This is a genomic window from Sphingobacterium olei (genome assembly GCF_005048855.1).
GTDB classification, from domain to species: domain Bacteria; phylum Bacteroidota; class Bacteroidia; order Sphingobacteriales; family Sphingobacteriaceae; genus Sphingobacterium; species Sphingobacterium olei.
Window position 1 is genome coordinate 444,386 of sequence record NZ_SUME01000001.1, and the last position, 17,338, is coordinate 461,723.

Annotated in this window: 11 protein-coding genes; 9 read left to right on the forward strand and 2 right to left on the reverse strand. The window is 42.4% G+C overall.

Annotation, left to right across the window (positions count from 1 at the left end):
* Positions 1-19: 19 nt before the first annotated feature.
* The 3 genes from FAZ15_RS01825 to FAZ15_RS01835 are packed head-to-tail and all read left to right on the forward strand — an operon-like array spanning position 20 to position 6,675.
* Complete coding sequence (locus FAZ15_RS01825) at positions 20-3,118, forward strand: SusC/RagA family TonB-linked outer membrane protein (RefSeq protein WP_202912293.1); 3,099 nt, start codon at positions 20-22, stop codon at positions 3,116-3,118.
* 21 nt (positions 3,119-3,139) lie between these two features.
* Positions 3,140-4,708 (forward strand): RagB/SusD family nutrient uptake outer membrane protein, encoded by a 1,569-nt coding sequence (locus FAZ15_RS01830; RefSeq protein WP_136899547.1) that lies wholly within the window; start codon positions 3,140-3,142, stop codon positions 4,706-4,708.
* Between the two features lie 59 nt (positions 4,709-4,767).
* Complete coding sequence (locus FAZ15_RS01835) at positions 4,768-6,675, forward strand: alkaline phosphatase (RefSeq protein WP_136899549.1); 1,908 nt, start codon at positions 4,768-4,770, stop codon at positions 6,673-6,675.
* 57 nt (positions 6,676-6,732) lie between these two features.
* Here FAZ15_RS01835 and FAZ15_RS01840 read toward each other — a convergent pair whose 3' ends face one another.
* A complete protein-coding gene (locus FAZ15_RS01840; protein ID WP_136899551.1) occupies positions 6,733-7,293 on the reverse strand; it encodes a type 1 glutamine amidotransferase domain-containing protein in 561 nt (186 codons plus the stop codon).
* Between the two features lie 324 nt (positions 7,294-7,617).
* Between FAZ15_RS01840 and FAZ15_RS01845 the strand changes: the two genes are divergently transcribed.
* Positions 7,618-8,490 (forward strand): glycerophosphodiester phosphodiesterase family protein, encoded by an 873-nt coding sequence (locus tag FAZ15_RS01845; protein ID WP_136899553.1) that lies wholly within the window; start codon positions 7,618-7,620, stop codon positions 8,488-8,490.
* Positions 8,491-8,646: 156 nt separating this feature from the next.
* A complete protein-coding gene (locus tag FAZ15_RS01850) occupies positions 8,647-9,213 on the forward strand; it encodes a DNA-3-methyladenine glycosylase I (RefSeq protein ID WP_136899555.1) in 567 nt (188 codons plus the stop codon).
* On the opposite strand, the gene FAZ15_RS01855 is transcribed toward FAZ15_RS01850, so the two are convergent.
* Positions 9,210-10,163, reverse strand: a complete 954-nt coding sequence (locus FAZ15_RS01855) for a lipid A deacylase LpxR family protein (RefSeq protein ID WP_136899557.1) — start codon at positions 10,161-10,163, stop codon at positions 9,210-9,212. The two genes, FAZ15_RS01850 and FAZ15_RS01855, sit on opposite strands and share 4 nt — an antisense overlap.
* Before the next feature lie 264 nt (positions 10,164-10,427).
* Between FAZ15_RS01855 and FAZ15_RS01860 the strand changes: the two genes are divergently transcribed.
* The 4 genes from FAZ15_RS01860 to FAZ15_RS01875 all read left to right on the forward strand — a co-directional run bounded on the left by FAZ15_RS01860 (position 10,428) and on the right by FAZ15_RS01875 (position 17,329).
* Entirely contained in the window at positions 10,428-11,690 is a 1,263-nt protein-coding gene (locus tag FAZ15_RS01860) for a glycoside hydrolase family 88 protein (RefSeq protein ID WP_136899559.1), read from the forward strand.
* 129 nt (positions 11,691-11,819) lie between these two features.
* Positions 11,820-12,398 (forward strand): RNA polymerase sigma factor, encoded by a 579-nt coding sequence (locus FAZ15_RS01865; RefSeq protein WP_136899561.1) that lies wholly within the window; start codon positions 11,820-11,822, stop codon positions 12,396-12,398.
* An 85-nt stretch (positions 12,399-12,483) separates the two neighbouring features.
* Positions 12,484-13,659, forward strand: coding sequence for a FecR family protein (locus FAZ15_RS01870; protein WP_136899563.1), 1,176 nt, complete (start codon positions 12,484-12,486; stop codon positions 13,657-13,659).
* Between the two features lie 268 nt (positions 13,660-13,927).
* Positions 13,928-17,329, forward strand: coding sequence for a TonB-dependent receptor (locus FAZ15_RS01875; RefSeq protein WP_202912294.1), 3,402 nt, complete (start codon positions 13,928-13,930; stop codon positions 17,327-17,329).
* Positions 17,330-17,338 lie beyond the last annotated feature (9 nt).

Here is a 17,338-nt window from a genome sequence, read left to right on the forward strand (position 1 = left end):
AACAAACAAATCAATATAAATGAAAAAGAGGAATATGTTTAAAAATGTGCGATTGTTCTTGATCGGAACAGCACTGTTTGTTGCTGCCACAGCTTGGGCACAATCGAATGGTCAGTTGCGCGGAACGATCATGGACAATACCGGAGCGACTATCGCGGGGGCTACCGTACAGGTAATAGACGGCAATGGAAAAGCTGTTACGCAAGTGTCTACAGATGCGAGGGGTATGTTTACTCTAGATGGACTAAGTATAACAGGGCGATATCGCATAAGGGTATCGATGATTGGATACGATTCGTTCGAAACTGCGGCTAAACAAATAAAGGAAGGGGAAAGCAATTCCATGTTGATTCGCCTCGCCGAGCAATCTTCGGAATTGGATGAAGTTGTCGTTATCGGCTATGGTCAGCAGCGTCGGGGAGACCTCACGACAGCAGTAAGCTCTTTGCCGAATATGGCAGATAATGTGGCGCGGCCGATCACGAATATTTCAGAAATGATGCAAGGAAATGTTGCTGGCGTGACGGTAATGTCGGCAGGTGGTGATCCGACTTCCACACCGAAGGTGATGATCCGCGGCCGTAGTACAATTAATAATGATGATCCACTATACGTAGTGGACGGTATGCCGTATTATGGTGGACCTATCAACCCCAATGATATTGAAACGGTAGATATCTTGAAAGATGCAGCAGCAGCGGCGATTTATGGCGCGCAGGCATCGTCGGGGGTAATCGTCATTACGACCAAAAGTGGTAAAATTGGCGCACCACGCTTAAATGTAGATTTCTACAAAGGATGGCAAAATGCCACTAACCTACCTTCTGCGTTAAATGCAGAGCAGTATGCTGCTGCTTATAATACGGCTGCAAAAAACGACGGCGTGACTGCTGCGGATGGCCATAATGCAGATTTAAACCCATGGGGACAGGTAACACGTACCAATTGGATGGATGAAATCTTTCAGACAGGGGATATCCTAAATGCAAACGTGCAACTTTCAGGGGGATCGGAGAACTCGCTCTATAGTTCTTCTTTCGGTTACCACGATAAAGAAGGATTGTTGTTAAATACGGGCTATAAACGGTTTGCTTACCGGCTGAAGTCTGAGTTCGATTTCTTTGACCGATTGACCGTAGGACAGAATTTTTACGTGAATCATACGACTACCAGGGGAACAAATACATCCAGTAGTTACAGCGGATCGATTATTAATGCTATTTATATGAACCCCGCAGCTCCGGTATATGACGAAAATGGAGCTTTCCACGGTACGGTACCATTTGATCTAGCAAGGTTCTCTTCCGCATATGGCGATACCTATAATCCGGTTGCTCTTTTATTGCGTCCTACCGTAAAAAATCCTTCTTTAAACCTGAATGGTAATGCTTTTGCGAAAGTAAATATTTTTGACGGAATGACCTTCAAATCGAATTTCGGCTTAAATGTGAACCGGTTTTCCGCTAAGCGGTTTGACCCAAAGATCCCTGAAATCGGCCGTGCTAATGGTAACAATTATTTATCACATGAGGAAGCGAGGGAAGATAAATGGATATGGGACCAGCAGTTGAATTATACCAAAAGCTTCGGTGCGCACAACTTGGATGCTGTTGCCGTATATTCTGCGCAGAAAACACGTTACGAACAATACTATATTCAAGCAATGGGCTTTCTACGGGAAGATGATTGGTACCAATATATAGGAAATGGAGCAAGCATTCCAAGACTACCGACAAGTAATGTCTGGGAGGATGCATTAACATCGGCTATTGCCCGGGTAAACTACAATTACGCCGATCGTTATTTCCTAGGTGCCAGTATACGTCAGGATCGTTCTTCTCGTTTGTCCGAAGAAAACAGGTCGGATACCTTTCCATCATTGTCAGGAGCCTGGAAAATTTCATCTGAACCGTTCTTTGATCGGTCTATTGTGAATGATTTAAAGCTACGTGCTTCTTGGGGTCAGATCGGTAATATTCAATCAGTAGGTGAGTATGCCTACAATATCCCATTGAACACGGGTACTTTAACGCCTATTGGATCAGATAATTTATTGGTTCGCCATTTTGCAGTCACGAAGCAATTTAACCCAGATATTATTTGGGAAAGATCGGAGTCGTTGGATATCGGATTGGATATTTCAGTTTTACACAAATTGCATTTGACGGCCGACTACTACCGGAAAACAACAAAAGGAATGATTCATCAGATTGAGGCGGATCCGCATATCGGAGTAGAAGATGGACCTACCTTGAATGTCGGTGATGTCCTTAATAGGGGTTTTGAATTGGGCGCCCGTTATAATGAATCTGTCGGCGACTGGAACTTCGGGGTTAACGCAAATATAGGTATCAATAGAAATGAAGTGTTGAACCTAGACGGTTACTTTAACGATTTCCTTCCACATCCGGAGCAGGTTCGCAGTGTGTTGTATCCTTACCGTTCTGCTGTAAGCCAACCCTTGTATTCGTATTACTTAATTCCTACGGACGGTATTTTCGCGTCAGTGGATGAAATCAACGCATACCAAAAAGACAATGTCCCTATCCAGCCGAAAGCACGCCCGGGCGACTTGAAGTTTGTAGATTCCAACAACGATGGGGTTATAAACGATGAAGACAGACAATATATGGGTAGTGCGGTGCCGAAATTTACGTATGGTTTCCGGTTTAATGTAGATTACAAAAACTTTGATCTGGCTGTGCTGACTTATGGTATTTCAGGCTCAAAAATATTCAATGGATATAAATATACGGCCTACAATGCGGGACTACAAGGGTATAACTTGGATAGCCGTGTGTTGGATGCTTGGACACCGCAGAATACGGATTCTGACATACCAATATTGTCGCGCCAAGATCCGAATAGCAACTATGGAACGGCTTCGGATTGGTACCTAGAGGATGGCGATTACTTCCGCATTAAGAATATTACAGTAGGTTATAATGTTCCGAAGTTGCTGGGAAAATTGCAATCAAGAGTTTATTTCTCTGCCGAAAATCCGTTTACGTTCACTTCTTACTCTGGGATTGATCCAGAGGTAGGGACAACTGGACTAGATGTCGCAAACTACCCTCTAGCGAAGACTTACACGATAGGGCTTAACGTTAATTTTTAATATTCAATAACAGCAAATCTTATGAATTTACGATTTAATAAATATATGTTACTGGCACTTTTAGGCTTAAATATGGGTCTGCAATCGTGCAGTAAAAGCTTTACTGATCTAACGCCCCAAGGGTCGATTACGGATGTAAACTACTGGAAAACGGAAACGGATGCGGTTTTGGCAGCAAACGGTCTGTACGAACATTTTAGTGATGATCATATGTTCGGCAGAGGATTGTTTTTTTACCTTAACGCATCAGATGATATGGTAACCGGACGTACAGACGCTGGTTCAGCAGCAGTACGCAATTTTACGGCTACCGGTCAGGAAGGTCGTGTGAATAGCATGTACAAAAAATTCTACCAAATTATACAGCGTGCAAACACGATATTGACAAAAGTGCCCCCTATGGAAATCGGCGAGGAAACTAAACAACGTGTGCTCGGGGAAGCTTATTATATGCGTGGATATGCTTACTTTTATTTGGCACAGTATTATGGTGATCAACGTGCTGGTGTACCCATTGTAACGGAAGAGAACATGTTGGAAACACGCTTTAGCAGACCGGGGCATGTAAATGAAAACTTTGTGCAAATGGAGAAAGATTTGTTAAAAGCGGCTGAATTACTGCCACTCTTGACGACTTATGGTGCGGACGACCTAGGTCGTGCAAATAAAGATGCAGCATATGCATATCTGGCAAAAATGAACGTACAGTGGGCGCGATACGATGCCAGTAAATGGATTGAAGTAGTAAAATATTGCGATATGGTAACCAACTCGGGCTCGGGACGCAAGTTGATCGATACGGATAACCCGGCTACCGATTTTGCGAGTGTATTTTATGTTGAGAATAACTATTCTTCGGAATATATCTTTTCTGTGGTTTCTAATCGGACAAGAGGATCTATTCTGCCGGGTGTACTGTTTGAAAACACAGGCTATGGTCTTTATAACGGTTGGGGGTATTTTCACCCAACCTTAGAATTGTACAATTCATTTGAAGCAGGAGATCACCGTAAAAAAGCGACTATCTTAGAATTTAATGATCCGTTTACACTTTTTGGTGAAGAACGCAGGTATTTTTCTTCGAATTCGCAAACGGGTTTTCAATTTAATAAATATATGCAACCCTTTCGTGCGCCTAAAGATCAGCACTTAAATCCAAACGGTGATTATCCTACTTCAGACCTGAACATCCCTTTGGTTCGGTACGCGGATATTTTACTCATGAAGGCGGAAGCCTTGATCGAACAGGGACAGAATGGCGATGCCGAAATAAACCAGGTGCGCAATAGAGCCGGATTGCCGGCTGTTCAAGGTGCAACATTAGCAGATCTGAAGCGTGAACGCCGTTCTGAATTTGCTGCGGAATATACAGACAGACATTCGGATCTTGTCCGCTGGGGCGATGCGAAGGCTGCATATGCGAAAGCGGCAACGGGTAGACAGTATACAGTAAAGAACGATCCTACCTCTGCGTTCACTATCGTGGAGGTATGGCCGGCACGTAGCTTTGATCCATCGATACACCATGTTTGGCCAATTCCACCGCAAGACCTTAGCAATGCGGGGATTGCACAGAATGAAGGTTGGTAGGTTTCAGGTAGTTCTATTTTTGTATATTGTCTTTTAGATAAGTGATAGATTTGAATGGTATGGAAAAAATAGTTTTCACAATATGGACGGGAATACTATGCTTGGGATTGGTACCGGCCAATGCACAAACTCCCGATATGCACAGCAAATTCGAACAGCTGATGTTCGGAGCGGAGAAGGAACAGCAATATGTAGTTAAAGGACACAGCCATAACGATTATGAGCAAAATATTCCTTTTTTTACAGCGTATTATGCAGGAATGGAATCCATTGAGGTGGATTTGTTCCTACGCAAGGGTACTTTATATACTGCGCATGACGAGGATGAGATAAGACCTGGCAGGTCATTGGAAAAGCTCTATCTAGAACCATTGGCATCTCTTTATAAAAAGAATGGTAATCGACCGTTTGCTGATAGTACCAAGAGCCTACAATTATTAATTGATCTTAAGGAGGGGTATGAGAAAATTATGCCTCCTTTAGTAGAAATACTTGAAAAGTACCGCTTCATGTTGGATGAGGGTGCTTCGGGAAATAAAGTACGTATCGTGATTAGTGGGAGTATGCCCCCTGCGGACAGTTTTGACCATTATCCATTATGGATCTTTTTTGACGGTCGGCCCAATTTAGCGTATACAGAAGGACAACGTAAGCGGCTAGGAATGATAAGTGATAATCTGCGTAGTTATACAGCTTGGAATGGGAAGGGTGTCCCAGGTAAGGAGGAGATGCAACGAATCGCGGCACAGGCTTTACGTGCAAAGGAGTGGGGTATTCCGTTTAGACTATGGGGCGCACCCGAAAGCATAAACACCTGGATCGTATTGGAGAAGATAGGAGTAACTTGGTTAAACACGGATTATCCCACGAGGTTAAGGGAGTATTTGGATGATCTGCCCAAATCGAGATTTAAAAGTAAACAGACTTATCCTGTTTATCATCCGTCTTATGCTTCTGATGGAAAAGATAGCCCTGTTCGAAATGTGATCTTATTGATAGGTGATGGCATGGGGCTAGGGCATATACAAGCGGCACTTACGGCAAATAAAGGTGAGGTCCATATGACACAGATGCGACATATTGGTTTTTCAAAGACATCATCTTATAGTCCGGGTAACACGGACTCGGGAGCGGGTGGATCGGCTATCGCAACTGGACAAAAAACATATAATGGATTTCTTAGCGTGGATACATCGGGAATTCCGTTGCCACGCTTACCGGATATCTTGGCACAGCAAGGTATCCACACTGGTATCCTTTCTACGGGTGATGCATCCGATGCGACTCCAGCCTCCTTCTATGCATCCCACCGCGATCGAATCGCATCGGAGGAAATCAGTCTAGCGCTTCGCCATAATAAAGGTATTGATCTTCTGATCGGTTCGACACCAGGACCATACCGAGATAACTTGAAGCGGGAGAAGTTTGCGCAAACGATCAAGGGCAACGGTTTCTCGCTGTTGGATAATGTAACGGCTTATGTAGAGTCGAAGCAGGAAAAACTAGTGGTGTATCTCCCGGATTCGGCTATGCGTCCGGTTAAAGACGGGCGGGGATCGATCTTGAGTGAGCTCCTGATGGTTACGATAGATAAATTAGACGGACGAGGTTCTGGATTTTTCATCATGGCGGAAGGAGCTCAAATTGATTATGGAGGTCATGCCCGCGACCTGGAGTACGTAACGACTGAAACCCTGGATTTCGATAGGGCAGTTGGTGAGGCATTGCGCTTTGCCGATGCTGACGGTCATACCTTGGTTATCGTATTGGCGGACCACGAGACGGGTGGCTTAACGCTCTTGGATGCAGATTCCAAACACGGTGCCATACACGGACATTTCGCATCGAACGACCACAGCAGTATGATGATACCAGTGATGGCATATGGCCCGGGAGCAGCCCAGTTTATGGGTTATTACGAGAACAACGAATTGTTCTATAAAATATGGAAGGCATATAAAAATTAAAATGCTGGTATCGCATACGCGGTACCAGCATTTCTTGGATATATGTCGTGGGAAGCACTATACGTGCTGTCCTCGATGTTTTCCTTCTGCAAACTCTTCGACGATCTTTGCGTTGAAAGCAGGAAGATCTTCGGGTGTTCGGCTTGTTACAAGTCCTTGGTCTGTCACGACGGCGCTGTCTTCCCAAACGGCACCGGCATTGATTAAATCATTTTTAATCGCGGCTACCGAGGTAATCTTACGCCCTTCAATCACTTCAGCATCGATCAGTACCTGTGGTCCGTGGCAGATCGCCGCGACGGGTTTGCCGGCTTGAAAAAATGAACGGACAAATTCAAGTGCTTGGTCATTAGTGCGAAGCTTATCCGGATTAATAACGCCTCCCGGGATCAAAAGACCATCATATAAACTTGGATCCGCATCCGACAGTACATAATCTACGTCGTAAGTTCCTGTCCAGTCATCACCCTTCTTTGCACGGACAACATTGTCCTTAGGCGAAATAATATCCACCTGAGCACCTGCTTTTTCCAATGCTTCCTTAGGACTCGTCAATTCGATTTCTTCAAAACCATCTTCAGTCAAAATTGCGATTCTTTTTTCGTGTAGCTTTTCCATGTTAATTGTTCTATTTATAACGCGTTACAATTTGTTGTAATATATAGAATGACTCCATAGCTATATCCTTTTGGGAGCCATTTACTGCTGTAAACAGACGGCCGCGAAATCTGTTGACCTCTAATTTAATTTTACGGGTTTTAAGCCGTATCGTGAAGTGTTCTACGGTATGATGGTAGGTGTTTCTACGGAGTTATATATGGAATATTTAGCTGTTTTATAATATATAGGCTGTTAACTGGTCTTTGTTAACTTTAGATAAATATTAAGGTTGCATTTTGTTAAAATGCAATGCTTAATTTTGTTAGATCTTTATAGGTATATATGAACAAACAATTTTTATTTTTAACCCTATTTGTTGCTTTCTCCATCTTCCAGGTTTCAGCACAAAAACTACATGTATTGAACTTTAGTACGGTACAGGAGATGATGCAGTATTTTAAATATGAAAAGAGTAAGAAGATAATAAGTGGTCATAGAGGAACAATTGAAAACGGTCTGCCGGAGAATTCTATTGTCGGAATGGAAGAGGTACTTAAGCATACGACAGCGATATTTGAGATCGACCCACGCTTGACGAAAGACGGAGTAGCTGTGATGTTACACGATGCTACCTTGGAACGGACAACGACGGGAAGTGGTAAGCTGTCGGACTATACCTGGCAAGAACTGAAAGAACTAAAACTTAAAGATAGTCAAGGTAATATAACCGCGTATAGTATCAATACGTTAGATGAAATGATCGAATGGGCCAAGGGAAAAACCGTATTGAACCTAGATAAAAAAGACCTTCCCATGGAAATGACGGCGGAGATCATCCGTAAACACAATGCGTACCGTTGGGTGTGGGTAACGGTACATAACGTAGAGCAGGCTCGATTTTATTTGGATAAAAATCCAGATCAATACCTTTCTATGCATATTAAAACACAAGAAGCCCTGGATGATTTTATTTCTTCTGGCCTTCCATTTGATCGCATGATCGTCTATATCGGCCCGGAGATAAAACCTGCCAACCAGCGGATGTATAACTTTTTTAAGGAAAAGGGTGTAATGTGCATGATTTCCGCGGCACCGACCTATGATAAACTGCTAACGAAAGAGGAGCGCCGTAAGAAGTATAGAATGGTATTTGACGATGGTGCCAATATATTGGAGTCGGATTTTCCGATCGAAGTTAGTAAGGCTATAAAGTAACTTGCGTCATTTGACTGCTAAATTCTAGTTTGTCGAATTGAAATACAACAAAAAAAACTATTTTTACGTGTGCCAAATTCAGGTAAAGGAGAGGTTGTCTAAATCTTACAAATATGAAAGCCTAATCGTTAAGCAGACAGATAAAATAGATTATACATGAGTTATTGCGAATACATACCAAGCATGGCTGAGCCGCGCAGAAGCCTCCACAAAAACTATCACGATAATCATTATGGATATCCTATTCATGACGATAATGAACTCTTTGGTCGTTTGATTATGGAGATCAACCAAGCGGGATTAAGTTGGGAAACTATTCTGAAAAAGGAAGCTAGTTTTCGGAAAGCGTATGATAATTTCAACATCGCAACAGTAGCGGCCTATAGCGAACACGATCGTGAGCGCTTATTGAATGACCCCGGAATTATCCGGAATCGGTTAAAGATCAATGCAGCGATAGAAAATGCAAAGACGATTCTTCAATTACAACTGGAATACGGAAGTTTTGAAAAATGGTTGGAACATTATCACCCTAAAACCAAAGAGGAGTGGGTAAAGCTTTTTAAGAAGACATTCAAATTTACCGGTGGAGAAATCGTCAACGAGTTTTTGATGAGTATAGGATATCTCCGTGGAGCGCATTCGGATAGCTGTCCCATTCATCAAGAAATTTTAAAAGTAAAACCGAAGTGGTTAATAGCGAAGGAGCCTAAAAATATTTAATTGAAGCGGTAAAAAATGGCGATGCTGCCGTATTGGTGTGGTCTAGCGTTGCTTTTAATTTCCCGCGCACGAAAGGTTAAACTATAATCGAGTGTAAAACGGGCGGTAGAATAATTAATACCTAGTTTTTGTTCAAATACAAACGGTCTAATGGAAAAGGTTACTGGACTGTTGTGCGTAAATAGACTACCTTGTATGGTGGCATCGTATGCCACATAGTTAAATTGAGGTCTTGCATAGAAATACAGTTCCCGCTCGTGCAATTTCTTCGTTTTGCTGTTTTGACTGATGGCGGCATTGTGATAGGAGGAGTGAAATAACTGGTTGATATGTCCTGTTCTAAAGAGGAGACCAAGGCCTGCACCGTTGAACACAGTCCCTAATTGGGCATAACTTTCTAATGAAAAATCGACTGACTTGGCCCTGTTACGACCTAGTAATGCCGTATATTGTATGTCTAGATTTACCGCTGCTTCGTTCTGAATTTGATAGTCCCAACCACTTGTTTCGTATAATCCCACAGTATTGTGTATTAGATTTTGTGTTCCGCTTGCCAGAGAATTTGGACCAGAGGTTCCTAGGGCCAGTCCTGCCTTCCACACTTGTTCTCTTTGATAGAAAAGGTTTACTTGTGCTTTTCCATAAAGATAGCCTGCAAACGGCCGATCGTGTGTTCTTGGGTCAGGACCGTATCCAGATAACGGTGTGTACATCTTCTGCCCGATAGATAGTTCATAGGTTAATTTTTCGAGATTGCCGTTGAGTTTGTCCTGATCAATGGCCCGTCTATAATAAATGAATAAGCCATTAGTATAATAACGGTCTTGTCCGTACCACAAATAAGCATCATTATCACTTACCACACCAAATTCATGATTGTATTCTTGTGAAATAGCACCAAAGTAGGTTGTGAAAAGGGAGAGGATAACTAAAAGGACCTTATTATACATTACTTCGTTAATACTTGCTACTTTCTATGGTTATATAAAATCTTTCCAAAATTGGTCTTCATGTTTTGCTTATGGCTTATAAACGAATGTAATGTACAAATAATTGCGGTTTCATATGTATGATTAATTAATTTTTTACGATAACGTTGAAAATAAAATATTCCCTAAAAAAAAGTAATTTTTCCATGGGACTTTTGAATACTTCTGGGTCATATTAGAGAAGGCGGTTCGATAATGGGCTGCATGTTATGATAAACCAACTTTATGAAAGTATATTTTTACTGTTTGACATTCGTTTTTATGGTGGCGACACTCTCCGGATGTCAAGATCAAAAAAAAGCCGATCCGATCATTGCAGAAAGTTTTAATGCTGCAACTCCTCTTTATGATAGCTTATTAAAGGTAACCGGAAGTAACTTCACAGACTACCCGCACGCACTGAATCCTGATGGATCTTTAAAGTTTCTGCAGATAGACGAATGGACAGGTGGTTTTTGGCCTGGGATTCTTTGGTATATGTATGAATATACAAAGGATAATCATTGGAAAGAGGAGGCCCGTAGGTGGACGGAATCGTTAGAAACTAACCAATATAACACAGCCCATCACGATATCGGTTTCATGATGTATTGCAGCTACGGTAATGCATTGCGCTTCGAAGATAACGCCCGGTATCGTGATATCTTGATACAATCTGCCCGCTCACTTTGCGAACGTTACTCGGATACAGTGCAGTCTATTCAGTCATGGAACAAACGAAAATCCAAAGGTGATAAAAATTTGTGGGAATACCCTGTAATTATGGACAATATGATGAATCTGGAGCTGCTATTCTATGCAGCGAAAGTGACTAAGGATTCTAGCTTTCGACATATTGCAATCAATCATGCACTCCAAACGATGAAAAATCACGTACGGACGGATTACAGTTCGTATCACGTTGTTAACTACGATCCCAAAACAGGAAAGGTATTACATAGACAGACGTTGCAGGGATTTTCTGATCAATCGACCTGGGCCCGTGGGCAGGCTTGGGGGATATATGGATTTACCATGACATACCGCGAAACGAGAGATATACGTTTCTTGAAAACAGCGGAAGGGATGGCTGATTTTTTTTTAAATCACCCCCGATTGCCATCAGATAAGGTGCCTTTTTGGGATTTCGATGCCGGAGAGGAAGGCTATGTGCCGGATTGGGACTATCGTCCGGAAAAATTTACGGAGAAGCCTCGAGATGCTTCGGCAGCTGCAATTACAGCATCAGCACTGTTGGAATTGTCTGCCCTTACAGCTGATGTACACAGAAAGGGAAAATACAAAGAGGCTGCTATTGCCATATTACATACGTTGGCATCGGGAAGTTATCTCAATACGCAGGGGGATAATCCTTACTTTCTGTTAAAGCATAGCACGGGAAATTTGCCTAGTAGCAATGAGGTCGATGTACCACTGATATATGCAGATTACTATTATTTGGAAGCATTATTGCGCTATCGCAAACAACAGGGGAAGGAGAATACATAATGGAGAAGGCGATCCTTTAAAAATAAAAAACTACAATTGGTGTATGCCGACTGTAGTTTTTTGCTGTATCTGACTATCTTTAATTTTAAAATAGATCTTCAACAATATATACAAAAACCTAAAGTAAGCATGTCTGAATCTATATATGAAAAAGCGCTAGAAAACGACCTACTTAAGCAGATGGCTGCCGGAGATCGTCTTGCTTTCGATGCGATTTATACCAGATATTGGGAACATGCATTCTCTGCAGCTTATAAGCGGTTAAAAGATATGGAGCTTGCTCAGGATATTGTACAGGATATTTTTCTACAATTGTGGCTGCGACGTGAGGATCTCGTTATTGACAATCTTGGCGCTTATCTTTATATAGCAGTTCGGAATCGGGTATTCAAATGTATGGATAGGGCACAGCGATTTACACCATTACCCGAACTGTTTGATCAGCTTTTCGCTGCCCGAGAACAGTCGGATGCAGAGGTGATTCGCAAGGAATTTTTAGTGTATTATGAGACTCTTGTCGCTACCTTGAGCCCTGCACAGCAGGAAATATTTCGTATGCGGTATCACGACGACCTCTCGACCTTGGAGATTGCTGACCGCTTAAATATTACCAGAAAGACAGTACAAAATCAGTTGGGAAAGAGTGTAGCGCAACTTCGCCAATCGATCGGATTACTGATCGTTATCCAATTATTAAAATATTGGTAAAAAAGAATTTTCTCGTGGGACTTTTTTGTCCATCAGGGTCTTATATGATATAGAGCTTAAATAAGCACATAACAATTAACCAAATATGGATAAAAAAGAATTTTTGATTTTGCTTCGTAAATACCAGGAGAAAAAGGCTTCGAAAGAGGAGGTTGACTTTTTAATAGCCTACTATCAGCTCTTCGAGTTGCAAGAGGATATTTTAGTCCGGATGGTGGAGCAAGATAAAGAGACTTTAGGTGGAGAAATCAGAGCCAAGGTGGACGAGATGATCCGGGAGCAAGAGGACGCGCGCGATACGAGACGGAGACCCTTATGGTATCAGTCGCCTTTTGTAGCGTTGCTGGCTGCAACATTACTTTGCGTGGCTCTTTTTGCCTATTGGCGTTATGTGCCTGAAAAAGAAGAGGAAGTTCAGATTATGCGGGTGAATACAGAGTCCATTCACCCAGGGAAGGACGATGCGGTATTGACATTGGCCGATGGTACACAACTTATCCTCAATAATGAGGCGGACGGCATAATTTCGCACCAGGCAGGAGTGACGGTAGAAAAAACAGGCGATGGCGAGCTAGTTTATCATATGAAAGCACAGGGTGAGGTGGTGGAGAATACGATTCAGACTCCCCGAGGGGGGCAGTATCGACTCGTATTGTCTGATGGCACTAAAGTCTGGCTAAATGCGGCCTCATCTATCCGTTTTCCCACTGCATTCGTCGCAAACGAACGACGTGTAGATATCAGTGGTGAGGTTTATTTTGAAGTGAAAAGTGATAACAAACGTCCCTTTAAAGTTTTCTCTGACAATCAAATGATTGAAGTATTGGGCACGCATTTTAATGTCAATACGTACAAGGAAGAGACCTCCAACAAAACGACGTTGTTGGAAGGCAGTATTAAAATTACAAAGTTGGATAAGGACAGGCGTCCAATGGTACATATTTCAAAGGTCTTGCAGTCCGGACAGCAGGCACTTATTTCACCGGTAAACAACCACATCGTTGTAGAAAGTAGCCAAAATGAAGATGCAGTGGCTTGGAAAAATGGTTATTTTAAATTCAATCGTGATGATCTGCAGACTATTATGAGGCAGGTGGCGCGGTGGTACGATGTAGAGGTCGAATATCAGGGCGAACTTAGCCGTGATCAATTTGTTGGAGAAATAAAAAGGGGAGAAAATATTGAAGAAGTATTGCGGATACTTAAACTCAACCGCATTAATGTGACTATAATAGGTCGAAAAGTTATTATTTATAACTAACCACCGTGAAACTTAAAAAATGAATGCTATGAAAACATAACCGAAAAAATACCCAATAATGGGATACTTGCAAAAAAATAACCAACCGTGCTGCTAACACGGCTGGCTATATGTTCCGAAAGTAGGGAACTGCTTGGATTAATCCCATTAATTTATGATTGCACATTTATTAATCCATTAACCCAAACATGACAAACTTATGAATTTTAATGTTTATGGAAAAATTCGGATATATTCTGAATATGTCCTTTTCAAACAGATCCTTGTTATGAAACTCATTATATTGCTGACTATTGTTAGCTGTTTTCAGGTAAGCGCGCACAGTTTTTCGCAGACGATAACCCTGACAACTAAAAATATGCCATTAGAAAAGGCGTTGATAGCGATAGGAAAACAAAGTAACCATTATTTTTTCTACAAGTATAACGAACTTAAAGATGCGGCGCCGGTGACGTTACAGCTGCGTAATGCAAGCTTGGAAGAGGCACTTAGGGAAAGCTTCAAAGGTCAGGAATTTTCGTATACGATCGATAATAGGACAATAGTGGTGAATAAAGTTATCACACCCAAGGCAACCATTCAGGTGCAGCCTGCCGAAATTAAAGGCCAAGTATTGGATGAGAAAGGAAAACCTCTTCAAGGAGCTTCGGTGAAGATAAAGGGTTCGAATCTCGGTGGTGTGACAGACGCTAACGGTATGTTTGCTTTAGCTACCGATCAAACGAAACCCATCTTGCTGGTGAGCTATACCGGATATGAGAGTAGGGAGATAGCCGTTGTAGACCGAAGTAATGTACGGGTATTGCTCCAAGAAGATAATCAAAACTTAAATGAAGTCCTGGTCGTTGGATACGGGTCGCAACAACGAAAAGATATAACGGGTTCGATCAGTTCGATGAATAGCGAAAAGATAAAGAATCAAGTCGTTGTTTCATTGGATAATGCGATGGCTGGTCAAATGGCCGGTGTACAAGTTAGCCAGGCCACAGGAGCACCGGGGGGAGGTTCCTCGGTACGGATTAGGGGAGCGGGCTCCTTAAGTGCGGGCAATGATCCGCTCTATGTGATAGACGGATTCCCGGTAACCAATGATTATAACCAAAACAATAACCCGCTAAACACCATTAACCCCGCAGATATTGAAAATATCCAAGTATTAAAAGATGCTTCTGCGACAGCCATCTACGGTTCTCGCGGATCAAATGGTGTAGTGATCATTACCACCAAATCAGGCAAGAATGGTGTGTCGCGCATGGACTTATCTATAAACAGTGGCGTACAGGAAGTAGAAAAATATCTCGAATTGTTGAATGCACGGGAATATGCATTATATATCAATGAAGCCCGTAATAATGCATGGATCAATTCGGGTGCAGGAAGATCTGCTTCTGATCCGAATAGTGTTCGCACCAACAACGTGATGTACCAGCTACCGGAGATGACGAGCAACCCAGATGCACTGGGGGAAGGGACGGATTGGCAACGCGAGATTTTCAGATCGGCAATGATGCACAACTACCAACTGAACTTTTCAGGTGGTAACGAAAAGACAAAATACTTTCTGTCTGGAGGTTATCTCGATCAGGATGGTATTATTTTGAACTCCGATCTAAAACGCTATTCGTTCCGTATAAATGTGGAATCTAATGTACATAAAAGGGTGAAGGTAGGTGCAAACCTGACCCCGTCGTATACTTTTAACAACCTTGTAAATGCAGAAGGAAATTGGCAGGGTGGAGGTATCGTTCAATCTGCAATAACTGCCGCACCCTTCTTAACTCCATACGATGCGCAGGGCAACTATACAAAAATAACGGGATTAGGTATTGGAACGAGTGAGGTTGATAATCCAGTTAAATTGGCTAAGGAGTCGTATTTTAAACAGGGAACTCTCCGTTTACTGGGAACAGCATTTGCTGAGGTAAGTATAATGGATGGTTTAAGATTCAAAACGTTGGCAGGTACGGATATTCGAAATTTCAGAGAACATATTTTCAGTCCGTCGATTGTCAATCCGAATAGTGTAAATGCTACTAAAGTACCAACCGCTACGGCTATTTCTTCGGAAAACAAAAACTGGTTAGCGGAGTTTACCCTGGATTACAATAAAAGATTTAATAAGCATACTATCGATGCTTTGGTAGGATATACTATGCAAAAGGAGTATATCGACTTCAGCAGTATGGCAGGTACTAACTTTGCGAATGATAATATAAAAACCATTAATGCTGCCGGCTTGATTACAAACGCGATCACGACGCAGGAGGAATGGGCACTTCTCTCTTATTTGGCACGTATCAACTACAGTTTTGCGGATCGTTATTTACTTACGGCTACCTTACGAAGGGATGGTTCTTCACGATTTGGGGCAGACAACAAGTGGGGATTCTTCCCTTCAGTATCGGTCGGTTGGCGGTTATCGGAAGAGGTATTTCTTAATGAAGTCTCTTGGTTGAGCGATTTGCGTTTAAGGGCGAGTTACGGAGCAACTGGAAACAACTTCATCAGCAACTACGGCCATATTGGTCTTACAGGCATCGAAAACTATATTTTCGGTGGAAACGGTGGTGCACTAATTAACGGAACGCGAATAGCAAATATTCCGAACAGTATGCTTGGATGGGAGAAAAATAATCAGTTGGATGTAGGGTTAGAGGTAAGTGTCTTGAATAATCGGTTTGCTTTGACGGTAGACTATTACAACAAAAAAACTTCTGATCTATTGCTCAATGTACCGGTGCCGACGTTAACAGGCTACAGTACGGCACTGCAGAATATTGGAAAGATCCAAAATAAAGGATGGGAGTTTACCGTGACCAGTCGTAACCTCGTCAGCGATTTCAAATGGACGACAGATTTTAACTTGTCGACCAATCAGATTAAAGTGTTGGCACTGGGTTCTGATGGATCACCAATTATTTCGAGGCAAGCGACGTCGGCTAACGCGCCCACGCACATTACGCAAATCGATGCAGAGCCGGGAAGCTTTTATGGCTATAAGGTAATTGGCGTATATCAAGATGCGGCAGACATCGCCAACAGTCCTATCATCGTAAATGAATCAAAACCAGGACAACTTAAGTTTGAAGATGTAGATGGTGATGGACGCATTACCAGTGCAGATAGAACGATATTGGGAAGCCCCTTCCCTGATTTCACATATGGGATTACTAATACGTTTCAATTTAAGAATATAGATTTCTCTTTTACATTACAAGGAGTCCAGGGCTTTGAAGTACTGAATATGGCTCGTCGCTATTATGGTAATTACGCGGGATCTTACAATGTATTGAAAAGTGCCTCACAGGGATGGGTGTCGCCAGAGAATCCGGGAGACGGAAAATCACCGATGGTAGATCGCAATTTCGGGGCTTTTCCAGGAAGTAATCTGGTTAATAACGTGACCTCAGCATTCGTGGAAGATGGCTCATACCTGCGTCTTCGAAATATTACACTAGGTTATACACTTCCTACATCTATTGTACAAGCGGCGGGTATTGCACAGGCGAGATTGAATTTTACTGTGCAGAATGCGTATACCTGGACCAATTATCAAGGTTATAACCCCGAAGTAAGCATACAGGGTGGAAGCACGTTGGTTCCGGGCGTGGATGCTGGGGGCTACCCGTTGGCACGTACCTTTATGTTTGGTTTAAATATTGGCTTCTAAATTCTGAAT